The sequence below is a fragment of the Amycolatopsis sp. 195334CR genome, from assembly GCF_017309385.1.
GTDB lineage: Bacteria > Actinomycetota > Actinomycetes > Mycobacteriales > Pseudonocardiaceae > Amycolatopsis.
The window spans coordinates 598,192-614,527 of the sequence record NZ_JAFJMJ010000003.1; the positions used below are offsets into that span (position 1 = coordinate 598,192).

General features: G+C 69.3%; 14 protein-coding genes. 8 read left to right on the top strand and 6 right to left on the bottom strand.

The window, feature by feature from the left end; all coding sequences use genetic code 11:
• Nucleotides 1-126: 126 nt before the first annotated feature.
• Nucleotides 127-1,056: a 2-hydroxyacid dehydrogenase gene (locus JYK18_RS39850; protein WP_206809060.1), complete on the top strand. Its 930-nt coding sequence runs from the start codon at nucleotides 127-129 to the stop codon at nucleotides 1,054-1,056.
• Here JYK18_RS39850 and JYK18_RS39855 read toward each other — a convergent pair.
• Nucleotides 1,040-1,912: an SDR family oxidoreductase gene (locus JYK18_RS39855; RefSeq protein WP_206809061.1), complete on the bottom strand. Its 873-nt coding sequence runs from the start codon at nucleotides 1,910-1,912 to the stop codon at nucleotides 1,040-1,042. The two genes, JYK18_RS39850 and JYK18_RS39855, sit on opposite strands and share 17 nt — an antisense overlap.
• Nucleotides 1,913-1,923: 11 nt before the next feature.
• A complete protein-coding gene (locus tag JYK18_RS39860) occupies nucleotides 1,924-2,802 on the bottom strand; it encodes an EamA family transporter (RefSeq protein WP_206809062.1) in 879 nt (292 codons plus the stop codon).
• Nucleotides 2,803-2,900: 98 nt separating this feature from the next.
• Between JYK18_RS39860 and JYK18_RS39865 the strand changes: the two genes are divergently transcribed.
• The 4 genes from JYK18_RS39865 to JYK18_RS47830 all read left to right on the top strand — a co-directional run bounded on the left by JYK18_RS39865 (nucleotide 2,901) and on the right by JYK18_RS47830 (nucleotide 5,662).
• Entirely contained in the window at nucleotides 2,901-3,401 is a 501-nt protein-coding gene (locus JYK18_RS39865) for a MarR family winged helix-turn-helix transcriptional regulator (RefSeq protein ID WP_206809063.1), read from the top strand.
• A 93-nt stretch (nucleotides 3,402-3,494) separates the two neighbouring features.
• Entirely contained in the window at nucleotides 3,495-3,926 is a 432-nt protein-coding gene (locus tag JYK18_RS39870) for a VOC family protein (protein WP_206809064.1), read from the top strand.
• Nucleotides 3,927-4,062: 136 nt separating this feature from the next.
• Nucleotides 4,063-5,487: a rifampin monooxygenase gene (rox, locus tag JYK18_RS39875; protein WP_206809065.1), complete on the top strand. Its 1,425-nt coding sequence runs from the start codon at nucleotides 4,063-4,065 to the stop codon at nucleotides 5,485-5,487.
• 40 nt (nucleotides 5,488-5,527) lie between these two features.
• Nucleotides 5,528-5,662, top strand: coding sequence for a hypothetical protein (locus JYK18_RS47830; protein ID WP_277992426.1), 135 nt, complete (start codon nucleotides 5,528-5,530; stop codon nucleotides 5,660-5,662).
• Nucleotides 5,663-5,704: 42 nt separating this feature from the next.
• On the opposite strand, the gene JYK18_RS39880 is transcribed toward JYK18_RS47830, so the two are convergent.
• Nucleotides 5,705-6,058, bottom strand: coding sequence for a hypothetical protein (locus tag JYK18_RS39880; protein WP_206809066.1), 354 nt, complete (start codon nucleotides 6,056-6,058; stop codon nucleotides 5,705-5,707).
• 149 nt (nucleotides 6,059-6,207) lie between these two features.
• Here JYK18_RS39880 and JYK18_RS39885 point away from each other — a divergent pair, with 149 nt between their 5' ends.
• The 3 genes from JYK18_RS39885 to JYK18_RS39895 all read left to right on the top strand — a co-directional run bounded on the left by JYK18_RS39885 (nucleotide 6,208) and on the right by JYK18_RS39895 (nucleotide 9,019).
• Nucleotides 6,208-6,924, top strand: coding sequence for a Crp/Fnr family transcriptional regulator (locus JYK18_RS39885; RefSeq protein WP_307796269.1), 717 nt, complete (start codon nucleotides 6,208-6,210; stop codon nucleotides 6,922-6,924).
• Nucleotides 6,925-6,995: 71 nt separating this feature from the next.
• Nucleotides 6,996-7,211, top strand: a complete 216-nt coding sequence (locus JYK18_RS39890; RefSeq protein WP_307796270.1) for a hypothetical protein — start codon at nucleotides 6,996-6,998, stop codon at nucleotides 7,209-7,211.
• An 80-nt stretch (nucleotides 7,212-7,291) separates the two neighbouring features.
• Complete coding sequence (locus JYK18_RS39895; protein WP_307796271.1) at nucleotides 7,292-9,019, top strand: HEXXH motif-containing putative peptide modification protein; 1,728 nt, start codon at nucleotides 7,292-7,294, stop codon at nucleotides 9,017-9,019.
• A gap of 3 nt (nucleotides 9,020-9,022) precedes the next feature.
• Here the strand turns inward: JYK18_RS39895 and fxsT are convergent, their stop codons facing one another.
• The 3 genes from fxsT to JYK18_RS39910 are packed head-to-tail and all read right to left on the bottom strand — an operon-like array spanning nucleotide 9,023 to nucleotide 16,335.
• Nucleotides 9,023-13,423: an FxSxx-COOH system tetratricopeptide repeat protein gene (gene fxsT / locus JYK18_RS39900; protein ID WP_206809068.1), complete on the bottom strand. Its 4,401-nt coding sequence runs from the start codon at nucleotides 13,421-13,423 to the stop codon at nucleotides 9,023-9,025.
• Nucleotide 13,424: 1 nt separating this feature from the next.
• On the bottom strand, nucleotides 13,425-14,513 hold the full coding sequence (locus JYK18_RS39905; protein WP_206809069.1) for a MoxR family ATPase: 1,089 nt from the start codon (nucleotides 14,511-14,513) through the stop codon (nucleotides 13,425-13,427).
• Between the two features lie 13 nt (nucleotides 14,514-14,526).
• Complete coding sequence (locus JYK18_RS39910; RefSeq protein ID WP_206809070.1) at nucleotides 14,527-16,335, bottom strand: hypothetical protein; 1,809 nt, start codon at nucleotides 16,333-16,335, stop codon at nucleotides 14,527-14,529.
• Between the last annotated feature and the right edge of the window lies 1 nt (nucleotide 16,336).

Here is a 16,336-nt window from a genome sequence, read left to right on the forward strand (position 1 = left end):
CTGTAGACGCAGACCGTAAGCCGGTCGCGATAAGCCGTCAAGGGAGTCCGTTTGATGCGCGGAAGGTATCGCTGAATGCGAACTTGGTCTTAGACAGGTATCGAACCGGTCCATACGCTCAGGGCCATGACCGGCTCCGTTCTCCAACTCTGCCCCCTGCTGCCGTCGCTGGAAACCGCGCTCGGCGCGCACCGCACGGTGCGGTTGTTCGAGCAGCCGGAGGGCTATCTCGCGGAGCACGGCGCCGAGTTCACCGCGGCGATCACCAGCGCCAGGATCGGCGTGCCGGACGAGGTGATGGACGCGCTCCCCCGCCTCGGCGCGATCGTCCACTTCGGAGTCGGTTACGAAACCACCGACGTGGCACGGGCCCGCGCCCGCGGTATCGACGTGAGCAACACCCCCGACGTGCTCACGGACTGCGTCGCCGACCTCGCCGTCGGCGGCCTCATCGACGTCATGCGCAGGCTCACCGCGGCGGACCGCTTCGTCCGCCGCGGTGACTGGTCCACCACCGCCTATCCGCTGGCGACCAAGGTCAGCGGCAAGAAGGTCGGCGTGCTGGGCCTCGGCCGGATCGGCCGCGCGATCGCCACCCGGCTGACCGGGTTCGGCGTGGAACTGAGCTACCACTCACGCCGCCCGGTCGACGGGATCCCGTACCGCTACGTGGATTCGGCCGTGGCACTCGCCGCCGAGGTCGACGCGCTGGTGGTCGCGGTGGCGGGCGGTGACGAGACCCGCGGCCTGGTCTCGTCCGACGTGCTCGCCGCGCTCGGCCCCGACGGTTACCTGGTCAACGTCTCCCGCGGTTCCGTGGTCGACGAACCCGCACTGGTGGCGGCGCTGACCGAGGGCAAACTGGCCGGCGCCGCGCTCGACGTGTTCGCCGCAGAGCCCGAGGTGCCCGCGCCACTGCTGGACCTGGATTCCGTCCTGCTGCTGCCGCACATCGCCAGCGCCACCACGGAAACCCGGGAGGCCATGGGAGAACTGGCTTTCCGCAACCTCGACCAGTTCCTCACCACCGGCTCGCTGCTCACTCCGGTGCCGTGAACCTCGCGGCGTGGTCGCGCGCGAACTCGGCGAAGTCCCGTGGCGGACGGCCGAGCAGCCCGGCGACCGCGTCGGTGGTGAAGTCACCCCAGCCCGCGGCGTAGGCCCGCGCGTACTCCTCCAGCATGTCGACGATCCACTTCGGAACGCCGTAACCGAGCAGCGTCTCGCGCTTCGCGTCGTCGCTGACCGGCAGGTGTCCGACGGACCGGCCGAGCACTTTTTCCAGCTCCACGGCGACTTCGTCGAAGGACAGCGAGCGCGGGCCGGTGAGCGTGTACGTCTTGCCGTGGTGGCGGTCCGGTTCGTCGAGGAGCACCCGCGCCGCGCTTTCGGCGATGTCGCGCGCGTCGATCATGCCGAGCCGCGCCGACGCCATGTTCATCGAGAACGTTCCGGTGGCCGCGATGTCGCCCGCCTCGTTCAGCAGGTTCTGCATGAACCAGTGCGGGCGCAGGATCGTCCAGCGCAGGCCCGACCGCTCGGTTTCCCGGTCGGACAACGCGTGCAGGCGGCCGCTGCGGTTGGGCGCATCGTGTGCCGCGCCCACCACGGACAGGCGCACCACGCGGTCCACCCCGGCCTGACGCGCGGCCCACAGCGCGTTCATGTTGTTCTCCGGTGCGCGCGGGCCGTTCGGCACGAGCAGCCAGAGGTCGTGCACGCCCTCGAAGGCGGGCGGTAGCGAACGGGCGTCGTCGAGATCGCCGGCGACCACCTCGATCCCGCGTTCGCGCAGTCCGTCCGCTTTGGACTCGTCGCGGACCAGTGCGCGGAGATCCGCTCCGGGCAGGGCGTCGATCAGCGCGGTGGACACGGTCCCGGTGGCGCCGGTGAGCAGGATGGTGCGAGACATGGCTTTCCCTTTCAGGCGGTTTTGACGACGGCGGTTTTCGGAGGCAACTGGGCGGCGGCGATGGCGGTCAGCGCGAGCGCGAATCCGGCGCCCTGCCATGCCGTGAGGGACTCGTCGAGGAACAACCAGCCCAGGAGCGTCGCGGCCGCGGGTGAGAGCAGGGACAGGAAGGACACGGCGACGACGGGCAGCCTGCCGAGGCCGTAGAACCAGATCGGGTAGGACAGCAGCGCGCCGACCACGCACAGCCAGGCGTAACCGCCGAGCGCGCGGGCGTCCAGCGCGGGGGGAAGCCCTTCGAAGGCGAGCGCGAACGGAACGAGCACGAGGCCACCGGCGGTGAGCTGCCAGGCCGCGATCGTCGTCGGGCCGGCACCGTCCGGGCGGCCCCAGCGCTTGGTCAGCACCAGCCCGGCGGCCATCACCGCGGCCGCCCCGAGCCCGGCGAGAATGCCCAGCAGGTCGAAGGAAACCTGGCCGCGCACCACGATCAGGCCGACGCCGACCACCCCGGCCAGGCCCCACCCGAGGCGCCGGCTCGTGGGTCTTTCGCCGAGCGCGACGAACGCCAGCGCGGCGACGAGCAGCGGCTGCACGGCGAACAGCGTCGCCGCCACCCCACCCGGCAACCGGTAGGCGGCGACGAAGAGCAGCGCGAAGAGGGCGCCGATGTTGAGCGTGCCGAGCACCAGCGAACGCCACAGCCAGTCACCACGCGGCAGTTTCCGCGTGATGGCGAGCAGGACGAGCCCGGCGGGCAGCGCGCGGAGCACCCCGGAGACGAGCGGGTGCCCCGGTGGCAGGAATTCGGTGGTGACCAGGTAGGTGGTCGCCCAGCTGACCGGCACGGCGGCGGTCAGCGCGGTCACCCCGAGGGTGCGGGCGGGCATGCAGACTCCTTAACATTGAAATGTTCAACGTTAAGGAACGTAGCTGTCTGTTAGGGTGACGTCAAACAGTTTCACGTTGAGATGTTCCGGAGGGGTGCGTGCGCGATAACGTCGACTGGCGACTGGACCAGTGGCGCACCGAACGGCCCGACCTCGATCCGGGGCCGATGGGCGTGGTGGCGCGGATCCAGCGCGCCTGCCGGTTGCTGGAGCGGGAGCTGCGCGAGAACTTCGCCCGGCACGACCTGCAGTTGTGGGAGTTCGACGTGCTGGGCACCATCCGCCGGTGCGGTCCACCGTTCCGGCTGACCGCCGGTCAGCTGGTCGAAGCCACCATGGTCACCTCGGGTGCGATCACCAACCGCATCGATCGCCTGGTGGCCAGGGGCCTGGTGACCCGGGAGGTCGACCCGGCGAACCGGCGGAGCGTCCTCATCTCCCTGACCGACGAGGGCCGGGAGCTGATCGACCGGGTGGTGGTGGACCACATCGACCTGGAGGCCTCGCTCCTACGCGACCTCAGCGGCGACGACCAGGACCAACTGGCGGGCCTGCTACGCCGCCTCCTCACCACCCTCGGCGACCACCCACAGACCTAGCATTCGCCGTGACCCAGGTCACAGTCACTCGGTGTCGAAGTGCCGCTCCCGGCTCCGACCCAGCGGTGTCAACCACAGCACCGAGGAGCCACCATGACCAAGCTGGAACACGTCGGCATCGTCGTCGGCGATCTTGAAGCGGCCAAGGCGTTCTTCGCCGAACTCGGCCTCGAGCTGGAGGGCGAGGCCTCGCTCGACGGCCCCACGGTCGACCGGATCACCGGCCTCGAAGGCGTGCGCACCGACATCGCGATGATGTGGGCCCCGGACGGCGACGGACGGCTCGAACTGATCAAGTACCACACCCCGCCGAGCCCGGCGGGCGACCCGCGCGCCCCGTCGAACGCACCGGGCCTCCGCCACATCCTGTTCTCCGTGGAGGGCATCGACGAGGTGCTCGACCGGCTGCGGCCGCACGGCGCGGAACTCGTCGGCGAGCTGGCGCAGTACGAGAACAGCTACCGGATCTGCTACGTCCGCGGCCCCGAAGGGATCATCGTCGAACTGGCCGAAGCGATCGGCTGACCGTCCACAAAAGACAAGGCAGGAAAAACCTCTCCCTGCCACTTCCAACATATAGCGCACCCCGGGGCTTGCGGCAAGACCCCGGTGGTGCCGCACAATCTGCGGCCGACGCGATTCCTCTCGAATGGTGGGTTCCTTGATCGACGTGATCATCGCCGGCGCCGGGCCGACCGGCTTGCTGCTGGCCGCCGAACTGCGACTGCACGGGGCACGGGTGCTCGTGCTGGAGAAGGAGGCCGAACCGCCCAAGTTCGTCCGCTCGCTCGGGCTGCACGTGCGCAGCATCGAGGTGATGGACCAGCGCGGGCTGCTGGACCGGTTCCTCGCCAACGGCAGGAAGACCCCGGTCGGCGGCTTCTTCGCCGGCATCACCACGCCCGCGCCCGACCGGCTGGACACCGCGCACCCCTACGTCCTCGCCATTCCGCAGACCACCACCGACCGCCTGCTCGCCGAGCACGCCGCCGAGGTCGGCGCCGAGATCCGCCGCGGCAGCGAGCTGACCGGGCTGAGCCAGGACGAGGACGGCGTGACCGCGGAACTGGCCGACGGCACGCGCGAGCGGGCGCGCTACCTCGTCGGCTGCGACGGCGGCCGCAGCACGGTGCGCAAACTGCTCGGCGTCGACTTTCCCGGCGAACCCGCGAAGGCCGAGACGATGCTGGGGGAAATGGAGGCGGACGCCCCCGTCGAAACGGTGAACTCCGTGGTGGCCAAGGTCCGCGAAACCCACAAGGGGTTCGGCCTCGGGCAACTCCCCGACGGCGCGTACCGCGTCGTGGTGCCCGCCGCCACCGTGTCCGAAGACCGTTCGGTCCCGCCGACGCTCGCGGAGGTCAAGGAACAGCTGCGGGTCTACGCCGGTACCGACTTCGGCGTGCACTCACCGCGGTGGCTGTCCCGCTTCACCGACGCCACGCGGCTCGCCGAGCGGTACCGGTCCGGTCGGGTGCTGCTCGCCGGCGACGCGGCGCACGTGCACCCGCCGATGGGCGGGCAGGGGCTCAACCTCGGCCTGCAGGACTCGTTCAACCTGGGCTGGAAACTCGCCGCCGAACTGGCCGGCTGGGCACCGGACGGCCTGCTCGACACCTACCAGGCCGAACGGCGCCCGGTCGCGGCCGACGTGCTGGACAACACGCGCGCGCAGGCCGTGCTGATGTCCACCGAGCCGGGTGCGCGGGCGGTGCGGCGGCTGCTGACGAAGCTGACCGAGTTCGAGGAGGTGAACCGGTACCTCATCGAGATGATCATCGCGATCGGCGTGCGCTACGACTTCGGTGAGGGCCACGAACTCCTGGGCAAGCGCTTGCGCGACGTGAAGCTCAAGCGGGGCCGCCTCTACGAGCTCACGCGCGGGGGTCGCGGCCTGCTGCTCGACCAGACCGGACGGCTTTCGGTGGCGGGCTGGGCGGATCGGGTCGACCACGTCGTCGACGTCAGCGAGGAACTCGACGCACCGGCGGCGCTGCTGCGCCCGGACGGCCACGTGGCCTGGGTCGGTGACGACCAGCAGGGACTGGAAACCGGTCTGGCGCGCTGGTTCGGGAATTCGTCGTGACGAGGCGTCGAATCGGCGGCGACGCGTTCGATCAAGAGGTATGACCGAACCCATCACCACCCGCAACCTCGACCGATCCGGTTCCGCCGACCTTCTTCGTCTCGACCTGATCTTGAAAAGCAAGCTCACCGGGTCGGAACCCCACGGCGCCACCCGCTGGGATTTCGCCCATTAGGTGGCGCCGCCTTTGTTTTCGCCCGGAAATGTCCCGGAATCGTCAATTCCGGCGCGGTGTGGTCAGCAATGCCAGCACCATGGCCACCGGCCAGATCACCGCGACCAGCGCGGCGCCGCCGACCACCACGGCCACCACCGCCGCCGTGGTGGCGACCAGGCCGAACGCGATCGACAGGTAGCAGAGCCCCAGCGGGCCGAAGACCAGGGTCCAGGTCAACGCCGTGCCGAGGGACTTGCCCAGGGCGCGGACGGCGGCCGGTTCCCAGCCCAGCGGAGGATGCGGCAGGACCACCGCCGGGCTCACGGCCAGCGATCGCGGCGTCCCCGGATGCGGCAGGGGCGGCGTCCGGCGGCGGTCGGTGGATCGCCGCCGGACGCTCTCGGCAGTACGCATGACGCCCTCCTCCGGTGCTGGCCAAACCTGGTGAACTCACCTGTGACCTGGCATGATTACCGAAAACCACGGTGGCCGGGCCACCCGCTCCCATGCTCGCCGACCGGCGGCGCGGGTGATGCGTCAGATGGAACAAAGCGGAGGGCCACGTGCGGGGTTCCTCGACTGCGGAGGCCGAGGAACGCCGGATGTGGCTGCGGCTGACACCGGACGAGCAGGCCGCGCTCACCGCAGCGGGCCACCTGAAGGTCTGGCAGCCCGGGCAGGTGCTCGCCCTGCAAGGCAGTCCGCCGAGCAGCGTGTTCGTGGTGCTGCGCGGGTGGGTGAAGGTCAGCGCCACCAACTACCGCGGCGACGACGCGCCGCTGGCCGCCCGCGGCCCGTCCGAGATCGTCGGTGAACTGGGCCCGATCAGCGGGCTCGCCAGAACCGCGACGATGTCGGCCATCGACGAGGTGCACACCCTGGTGGTGACGCGGGAGAAATTCGTCGGTGTGCTGCGCGCGCGGCCGCGCATCACCGAGGAAATCCTTCGCATGGCCGCGATCCGCCTCCAGCAGTCCGACCGCCTCCGCCTGGAATCCGGTGGCCCGGACTTCCCGCAGCGCCTGGCCGCCGTGCTGCTGGAGTTGGCACTGCAACACGAGTCCGGCCAGGCGGGCGAACAGGTCGAACTCCGCTTCAACCAAGGCGAACTGGCCGGTTTCGCCCGGGTTTCGCGGAGCACGCTGATCCGCGGCCTCGACGAACTGCGCAAGCTCGGCGTGGTGCGCACGGCGCGCCAGCGCATCACGATCACACAGCCGCTCGCCCTCCGCGAACTCGCCGCGGGCCGCCCGCCACCCCCACCGGCGAGCCAGACCTGAACCAGCCGGGGCCGAAATCCGGAAATCTCAGCTATCCTTGTTCAGGTCAAACTCTCACAACCGTTTGTCGGGTGGAGGGGATCGGCACGATGAGTTCGTTTTCGACAGGCACCGAACCGGACATCGAATCCGCGTTGATCGATCTCGACGCGGTTCCTTTCACCGCCCTGCGAGAGCTGGACGAGGACGCCCTCCACCATTCGGTGCAGCACGTGGTGGACCGGACCACGCGCCTCCGCGCCCGTTATCGGAGCGGAGCGGGCGGATCAGGTGAGCGAATCGACTGATGTCGTCGGAGCACCCCGCCTTCCATCGGTTGTCCTGGCGGGATTTCGACGCCCTTGCCCGGCTCGAGGGTGACGAAGGCGTGACCCGCCGCTTGCGCCGTGCCGAACGCAGCCGGCGCAAGCTGCTGATCCACGCGTTGCTGACCGAGGCGGCGAAATCCCCGGCGCGACTGGGATCCCTGCCGCCGCTGGAGGCGTTCTGGGAGCTGCTGGCCCGCGTCGAGGCCAGGGCACCGCGAGTGGTGAAGCGCATGCTCACCAATCCGTACACCGGGAGCTGGGCGGGCTACACCACCCGGCTGCTGCGCAACGGGATCGACGGCGTCGGTCCACTGTGGATGCACCTGGGCCACGCGCACGCCATCTCGGCGGCCGCGGCGATCCGGGCCGGACTGGACTTCGAAAACCGGATTCCCGTGTGGAACGGCAACGCCGTGCTGCCCTCACTCGGCACCGCCCGGTTCCCCGCCCGCGCCGCGTTCTCGCTCGCCACGGTGCGCGGCTCGGCGGGCCGGTACCGCGTGTCCCACGCCGGAACCACCGTCACCCTTCCCCGCACCTCGACCGACGACGGCCCGGGCTGGTGGGGCATCCGCCAGGTGCGGAGCCAGGTCGGCGCACACCGGTTCTCCTTGTTCCTGGACGATCTCGACCCGTACCGCGGCCTCTACGAACCACTTCCACCCGCGCGGCTCTCCGCCGGGGAACTCACGCATTGGCAGCACCTCATCGACGAGGCCTGCCGACTGGTCACCGCGCGGTTGCCCGCACTGGCCAGGACCATGCCGGTCGGACTGACCTCGCTGGTGCCGAAACCCCAGGTGCGCTTCCGGAACCCGAGCGCGTCGACCGGAGAAGCCTTCGGCAGCGCGGTGGTCGGCCTGCCCGCGGACGGCATGTCCCTGGCCGAAACGCTGATCCACGAATTCCAGCACATCGTGCTCGGTGGCCTGCTGCACCTGGTCGAGTTGCACGAACCGGATCCGCGAGAACGCTTGTACGTACCCTGGCGAGACGACCCCCGACCGTTCAGCGGCGCATTGCAAGGGGTCTATGCCTTTTTCGGCGTCACGGCATTCTGGCGGGCGCTCGCCGCCGGTGCCGGTTCACCGCGCACCGAGTTCGAGTTCGCCTACTGGCGACGGCAAACTTGGCACACCCTGCAGGCACTGCGCAACGACGCGACGCTGACCGGTGCCGGGACGCGGTTCCTCGACGGGATCGCCGAACGCCTCGGCCCCTGGCAGGACGAAACCGTTTCGGCGCAAGCGAAAGAACTGGCCGAAGCCGCCGCGCACGACCATTTCGCCGGTTGGCGCACGCGTCACCTGCGCCCGGACCCGCGGGTGATCGCCGAGTTGGCGCGGCACTGGCTCGCCGGGCGCTCGCGGCCACCCGCCGATCTCGAGCTCACCTCGACCGGCCTGCCACCGACACCGGTACCGGACGGGTCGTGGTGCCCCGCCAGGACCGACCTGGTCCGGCTCGCCAACGACGGCAAACTGGCCGGCTGGACCGCCGTCCCGGGCGCCACCGTGGCCGATTTCGCCTACGCCCGCGGGGATTTCACCGAAGCGGCCGACCGCTACCGCGCGGCACTGGCCACCGATCCGGACAGCCCGAACTCCCTGGTCGGCCTCGGTCTGGCGCTAGCCGCCCGCGGGCCTCACCCAGCCGCTCGCGCGCTCGTGCAGTGCCCGGAACTCGTCCGGGCACTGCACCGGCGCCTGCGCACTTCCGCCCCACGCCCACCGGCCGTGGAGCAGATCGCCGCCTGGATCGGCGGCCTCGTGCCGGAAACCCGCTGACGGTTACATCATCATCGGGTCGATGTCGCAGTCGGCCCGAGCGCCGCCGACCGCCGCCTGGGTTCCCGGATGTGCCTCGCCGAGAATCCGGCGGTACTTGACCAGGATCGGGTCGTGCAGGGGAGCGGCTTCCTCTTCGCGACCGGTCGCGGCAAGGTCCAAGCCGAGGTTGAACTGGGCCGCCAGCAGGGTCGGATGCTCGTCACCGAGCACCTGACGGCCCCGCTCGACCGCGTCCCGGCCCAGCTCGACCGCCCGTTCCAGCTCACCCAGTGCCGACAGGTCGCTCGCCAGGTTGATCGTGACGATGACCGCGTACGGGTGGTCCGGGCCGATGGTGGTGCGGAAGAGTTCGAGCGCGCGTTCGTTGATGGCACAAGCGGCGGTGACATCGCCCTGGAGCCGCAGGGTAACCGCGAGGTCGGCGGAGGCCCCCAGGGTGTGCGGATGACGCTCACCGAGGCCGCTCCGATAGCGCTCGAAGGTCTGCTCCCCCAGTTTCTTCGCCTCGGCGAGGTCGCCCGAGTGGCGGAGATCGATCGAATGCGCGAGGGCGCAAGCCATCGTGGTCGCGTGGGCGTCACCGTAGGCGAGCCGGAACCGCTTGAGGGCGACCGTGGAGAGCGCGAGCGCACCCGGGTGGTCGCCGTCCTTCCTCCTGGCCACCGAAAGGAGGAAGTTGTTGACGACGGCGTCCGGCTGTTCCTCGCCGAACCGGGCCTGGAAGTTCTCCGTCAGCCGCTCCTGCCGGACCCGGGCCTGGCCGTACTCACCGGCCTCGCGGAGGTCCACGATCAGCGCGCTGTTCGTGCTGAAGGTGCGAACGTGGTCGCGACCGAGCACCTCGACCCGTCGTCGGTGGGTGTCCTCGTCCAGTTCCGCGGCGGCGCGATAGGCACCGGACAGCCTCAAGCTGATCCCGTGCTGGTAGGCGGCGTTGAGCGTCTCCGGATCGTCCTCGCCGAACATGCGCTTGGCCTTGTGGTAGATCTCTTCGCTCAGCTTGGTGGCCGCGGCGAAATCACCCTGTGCGCGCAGGTCGGTGGTGATGTTCCGCTGCAGGGCGAAGGTTTCTTCGTTCTCCTCACCGGAAACCTGGAGCCGCAGGGCCAGCGTGCGCTGGTTGAGTTCGGCGGCCTCGGTGTACCGCCCGATCGCCCACAGGTACAGGCCCAGCCGGGAAGACACGTCGAGTGTCTGCGGATGCGTGGGGCCCAGGGTTTCGGTAAAGCGCGCCCGCGCCTGCGAACCAAGCTTCGCGGCTTCCTCGTGGTCGCCGAATTCGAACAGGTAGCGCATCAGGTTGATGTGCAGCTGACGCGGCCAGTCGTCGTCGCAGTCCAGCACGTTGGCGGCGTAGGCGTGGGGCAGCAGCTCACGATAACGCGGCCAGTGGCGGCTCGACTCGGGGTCGTTCGGGTCCAGCGCGGCGAGCAGCTGGTGCGCACCGTGTTGCATCGTGGCGTGCACCTGCGGGGCCATCACCCGGTTGCGCAGCACCAACTGCACGAGCCGGTGCAACTGGATTGTGTTGCTGCCGTGGTCGATCTTCGCCAGGCCGTACCGGTTGATGTCGCGGATGGCCCGCGCCAGCTTCATCGGCTCGCGCAGCGCGGCGTCCAGTTCCGGGGAGATGGACACCCGGCTGACGCCGGTGAGCAGGTCACGGGAAATCGGCTCGGGCGAGAAGAACGCACAGATGTGCAAGATCTGGTGCGCCGCCGGATTGCGGGTTTTCAGCTCCTCGAACGAAACGTTCCACGCGGCGGCGACGGACACCTCGTAGTCGGGCGCTGAGGCCGTGTCCAGGATTTCCTCGACCGAGTCGTCGAACAACCGCAGGTACTCCCGCACCGGCATCCCGGTCACCGCCCGCCAGGCTGCCGCCTGTTCGACGGCCAGCGGCAGGTCACCCAGCTTCTCGGCGAGTTCGTTGGCGTCACCGGGATCGATCTCCGGACCGCGCCGGCCGAGCAGTTCGACGCTTTCCTCCCGCTTGAACACCGCCAACTCCAGCGGACGGGCGATACCGGCCCAGTCGGAGTTGCGGGAGGTGATCAGGATTTCGCCGGGACCGTTGCGGGGGAAGAACGGCAGCACGTCTTGGGGGCTTTCCGCCGCGTCGAAGACCAGCAGCCAGCGGCGGAACGGCCGCCCCGTGCGCAACGCCTCGATCACCGCGGGCACCGCGACATTGGCCTCGGAAGCGCCCTGGACCCCGAGCACGCGGGCGAGTTCGGTGAGCCCGGCCCGGATCTGCGTGGTGTGGGCGGCGTCGATCCACCAGACGAGGTCGTAGTCGTTGAGGTGGCGGTAGATGTACTCGGCGGCCATCTGGGTCTTGCCGATACCACCCAGACCGTGCAGTGCCGACGGGAGCACGGCGGTGGTACCGCTGTTCAGCCGGCTGGCCAGCTGGTCGAGGAGTTCGGCGCGGCCGGTGAAGTTGGGGTTGCGAGCCGGGACGTTCCCCCACACCGGTGGTGGATCGTCGGGCTGCCGGTCGGGGAAGTTTCTGGTGGTGCCCGTCGCCAGCGGATGGGCGACCGGCCGGGTGGGCGACTCCGCGAAACCACCATCGTCGAGAGAGGGCGGATGTCCCTCCGTCGCGGGAGCGGAGGCGGAGGGGCGTTCAGCCGTCTCGGGCATCTTGGGACTCTCAGTCTTCATTGACGTCTTAATTGATTCAGTACCAGACATGACGGAAGACCGGCGCAGAACAGAGTTCCGCAACCGGTCGGCTCGGGACAGGTACGGGCCGGAAAGCGCGCGAAGGACGGCACCTTCCAGCTCCAGGTCGGCCTCGGACGCATGGGTGGCCACCGGGTCCGGCGTGTTGTGCGGGTCGGCGATGGCGTCCCGGAGGTGACCGAGCACCGGAATCCGTCCACCGAAATGGGTGGCCGCCACCTGCACGACACCGGCAGTTTCTGAACGCCGCGCGCCGCTGAGCAGCAATTCCCGGACTGCCTGGGGAAAGGCGAAAACCCCACCTGTGTCCCAAGTGGACTGCCCCTCCTTGAGTTCGGGACTGTACAGCACCCCGGACACGACGAGTTCCAGCAGGTGTTCCGGGCCTGCTTCGGGCAGGAAGCGCTGGCCTACCAGACGAGCCACGTCGAGGTGGACCGGGACCGCCGCGAGCAGTTGGGCCAAGCGTAACGCCAGCGGGGAGGCCACGCTCCGGAATCGGTGCACTCTTTCGGTGGGTGACAACGCGGCGAGCGGATCATCGGCCTCATCTTGGCGGACGCGGTCGGTGGTGAGCAAGACGGTGCCTTCTACCGATCCGGTGTGCTCGCCGGCGAGGAGCCGGGCCCACCAGGTCAGGCTGCGGGGCCGCAGTTCGAGCACGGGCACCGGCACGACCCCCCGCCGATCCGGCGGATCGGGGTCGAGCCAGGAATCGGACAGGTCGAAGGCCCACCGGCTGTTGGGTTTCAGCGCCCCCGGCACAGTCAGCCTGGCCTTGCGCGGGTTCAGCCCGCACCTGCCCCACAACCACTGCGGGAGCAGGTGCACGATGCTGACCGGCAACGCCCGGCCCCAGCGCGCCAGCAACGGGTACAGCACACCCTTCTGCCAGGCGTCGCCGACACCGTCGGTCAGCAGCAACACCGCGCGCCTGCCGCCGGGGGTGAGGATCTCGGCCGGGTCGCGCGCGGGCGCTCCTGGCGTGCCGCCCCGCAGTACGAGGGTGTCCTCCCCGTTGTCCTTGGCGGTCTCCAGCAACCGGAGCTGGATGGTGCGAAACGCACCCAATCGTTCGAGCAGTGCGACGAACGCCGACACCCGGGGCCGCCACAACGCCATCGACGGGCCGTTGTCGAGCACGATGGTCAGGTCCAGCCAGCGTTCCTCACACCTCCGGGTGACGGGCCACCACTGCCCGGTCTCGGCAACCCGGACCGCGGTCGCCTCCTCGTCCAGCACCATGTTGCGATGTCGCGGCGCGGGCGCCTTCCGTTTCAACGTGCGCAATGCACGGAAGTACTCGAGCGTTTCGGGCAGGGCGCCACCGTCCGCGCCGACGCCGTCGACCGTCGGTTCGGGCTGTTCGGAACGTTCGGCCGGCGCGGTTTCGATGCCCACGACGAGTTCTTCCGGCCACGTGCCGGGTGCGGGCGCTTCGGTGACCGGCGCCGGGCGCGGCGGGGATTCCCGGGATTCCGTACGTGCGTTACGAACCGGATTCCGTCCGGGGAGCGGACTCGGCCGGACCGCCTGCTCCGGTTCGGCCGTCTCGGCGGCGGGACTGATGGCCGCGGCCAGCCAGACGATGTCCGCCACGTCGGTCCAGCTCAAGTCGTCGAAGCCCAGCTTCGCCCGTGCCGGGCGGGCGTCAGCCGCTACCGGTTCCGCCGGGGCGGAACGCGGTTCGGGGGCACCGGCGGGCCTGTCCACGTCACCGCACCGTCAGCCGCTGCCAGAGGGCCTCCACCAATCGCGGCCAGGCATCGCGGTCCGGCTGGTAGGCACCGGAGGTGGCCAGGTAGACGGCGTCCAGTAGCCGGTCCGTCGGCAACCCGCCCTGCGCTTTGCTGCGTTCGGCGAACTCCCGGATGAGGGCGTCGCGATAATCGCCGTTTTCGTCGACCAGGTGACTCGAAACGATCGCGGCGAGCTGAGCGTGGTCCGGGTTCTCGATGCGCAATTGCAGGCAGCGGCGCAGGAACGCGGGCGGGAACTCCCGCTCACCATTGCTGGTCATCACGATGATCGGGAAGGCATGGCACGCCACACGGCCGTCGTGCACCACCGCGGTGCGCTGCGGATCATGGGTGTGCACGGTGACTTCAGGGTGCCGGTTGCGAACCCGCGCCAGCTCGTCGATGGTGAATTCGCCGTCTTCGAAGATCGACAGCAGATCATTGGGCAGATCGGCTTCTGATTTGTCCAATTCGTCGATCAGCAGCACACGCGGGAGGCGGGCGGACAGGAACGCGGTGCCCAGCGGCCCGAGCCGGACGAAATCGCCGATCGGTGGTTCCTCGGTCTCCTCACCGAGCCGCGCCTGGCTGGTCGCGGCGGCCTGGACCCGGCCGATCGCGTCGTACCCGTAGAGCCCGGAACTCAACGTGGTGTGACTGGTGATCGCCCAGCGCAGGACCCGGCCGAGGCCGAGTTCGCGGGCGATCCGGTAGGCGAGGCTGGATTTGCCGGTGCCCGGATTGCCGGTGACCAGCAGGGGCCGCCGCAACAGGATGGCGGCGTTGACCATGTTCAGTTCGTCGAAATCGATGTCGTGGCCGGACAGGGTGAACGCGGTGCCGAGCCGGCGCTCCGCTTCACCGTCGTCCGGCGGCGGCACGTCGTGCTCGGGCAACGGACCGCCGCGGTACGAACGCCACGGGGGCGGTGGTGGCAGCAGCCGGGCCAGGTCGATGTCGTGGATCGGCCTGCCGGTACCGCGGTAGATCCACCAGTCCGGCGCCTCGAATCGCGCCGCCCGCCGTCCCGGTGTCACGGCCGCGTCCTGATCGTTCACGCTCATCCGCGGTATCCCCCTACTGTCGATTCGGGAGCAACGGCTGACCGAGCACAATTACCCTTTTCGGATCGTCCCACAATACCACCAGATCCTCGACCAAAGAATGCTCGAACGGCAGCGCGGCGCGGGAATTCGCCAGTTTCCGGCGTTCCGGGAGACCGATGAAGCCGCTCTCCTCGTCCAGCAACCAGTCGAGCAACTCGCGCAGGTTCTCCGGGCCCGCCTCCGGGTGCCAGAGGATCACCGGAAGCCCGCCGCGGAGCGCGGTGGTCAGCTCGTCCGGCAGCGCATCCGGCTCGGGGGCGGGTGGTTTCGCCATCACGAGGCCGATCCAGCGCTCGTCGCTCAGTATCGCGTCGATGGGGAACTCCTCGAATTCCGGGCAACCGGAGTAGTGCAGCCGCTCGGCCGACGGGTCTTCCAGCATGGAGTTCCAGCGCACGTTCCACGCCCGGTGCCAATGCTTGGACCGCATGCGTTCCAGTGACCGTATCCCCAGCCGGTAGCCGTAGCGTAGCGGTTCCGGCTGACCCGTAGCGTGTTCTTTGGCCCAGCGTTGAATGGGCAGGTTGATGAGGGTCCGCGGGAGCAGGAATTCCACCGCCGCGGCGATCCGCTGATCGGACCAGACGTCTTCGGTCTCCAGGATCAGTTCGTCGACCCGGTATTCGACCTCGTCGATCCCCACTTCGCGGATCCCGCCGAGCGGCGGTGGCCACACGTCCGGATCGTCCTGTCGCCAGAAGGCGAGCGTGCAGCGGCCCGGATCAGCGGAAACCGGTTCGACCATGATCATCAGGTGCAGCCGGGAACTTTCGGTGAGGGGCGGCTGGGTTCTCCGTTGTTCGGCCAGTGCGGGACCGAGGCGCAGCCGGTGGGCCTGGTCGTCGATCCAGTCGTTGACGGCGGCCGCGGGGGCCCCACCTGTCCCGGCTGCCAGCAGGCGCAGGAAGCTGATCGCGGGCGGTATCCCGTCCGGGCCCGCGTTGAAGTCGGTCAGCAACTCGAAGGCGTCCCAGGCGTCGGTGATCCCGGCGAGGGAGGGCAACGGGACGGCGGGCCCGAGCGCGCGGCTCACCAGTACCGACAATCGGGGGACGTCCATCCGGGTGAGCTGGCGACGCAACTCCGCCAGGCCGGACGGCGGGATCAACTCCAGCACGAGGTCGTCGCCCACTTCGGCCGACACGGCTTTTTCGGGCGGCGGCGAGAGTGCCACCGAAGTTTGCGGCTTCGGCCGCACCGGTTCACCCAGCAGGCGGAAATAGACCGTTTCGGTGAATGTTTTCACCGAAATCGGTACCGCGGTGTAGGAATCGGGCAGCAGTCCCGAGTCCAGTTTGATCACTTCGTCGTAGAAACCCGGCGGCGAGATGAACGCGACCAAGCGATCGGAAACGGCGAAGGCCGTCTTGACCGGCGGTGCTTCCACGACGCGGAACGCGATGTCGATCGCCTGGCCGACCCAGCCGTTCCCGTCGTGCACCACGTCGCCGGAGTTCACGCTGACCCGCAGCCGCATCTGGGCTTCCGGAACGCGCGTCACGTTGTACCGGCGGAGCGCGACCGCGATGCGTTCCGGCAGCTGGTCGGCCACCACGGTCTTGGAAATGCCGATGGGCAACAGGATCAGCGCGCCGTCGCCACGGTCTTCACTCGCACAGGAACCGAAGTCGACACCGCTCTCGCCGAACGCGATCTTCAGCAGGTCGTACATGCCTTCGCGCAGCGCGAGGCGGTCGGACAGCGAACGTCCGGGTGAGGTGAAGCCCTCGACATCGACTACGACGATCGTGCGGTAGAGAGCCGGTGGCAGCTGAGACACG

Bases quoted from the DNA above. Each gene is read 5' to 3' on its own strand.
- JYK18_RS39855 (WP_206809061.1), bottom strand. From the start codon at position 1,912: ATGTCTCGCACCATCCTGCTCACCGGCGCCACCGGGACCGTGTCCACC.
- JYK18_RS39850 (WP_206809060.1), top strand. From the start codon at position 127: ATGACCGGCTCCGTTCTCCAACTCTGCCCCCTGCTGCCGTCGCTGGAA.
- JYK18_RS39870 (WP_206809064.1), top strand. From the start codon at position 3,495: ATGACCAAGCTGGAACACGTCGGCATCGTCGTCGGCGATCTTGAAGCG.
- JYK18_RS39905 (WP_206809069.1), bottom strand. From the start codon at position 14,513: ATGAGCGTGAACGATCAGGACGCGGCCGTGACACCGGGACGGCGGGCG.
- JYK18_RS39860 (WP_206809062.1), bottom strand. From the start codon at position 2,802: ATGCCCGCCCGCACCCTCGGGGTGACCGCGCTGACCGCCGCCGTGCCG.
- JYK18_RS39880 (WP_206809066.1), bottom strand. From the start codon at position 6,058: ATGCGTACTGCCGAGAGCGTCCGGCGGCGATCCACCGACCGCCGCCGG.
- JYK18_RS47830 (WP_277992426.1), top strand. From the start codon at position 5,528: ATGACCGAACCCATCACCACCCGCAACCTCGACCGATCCGGTTCCGCC.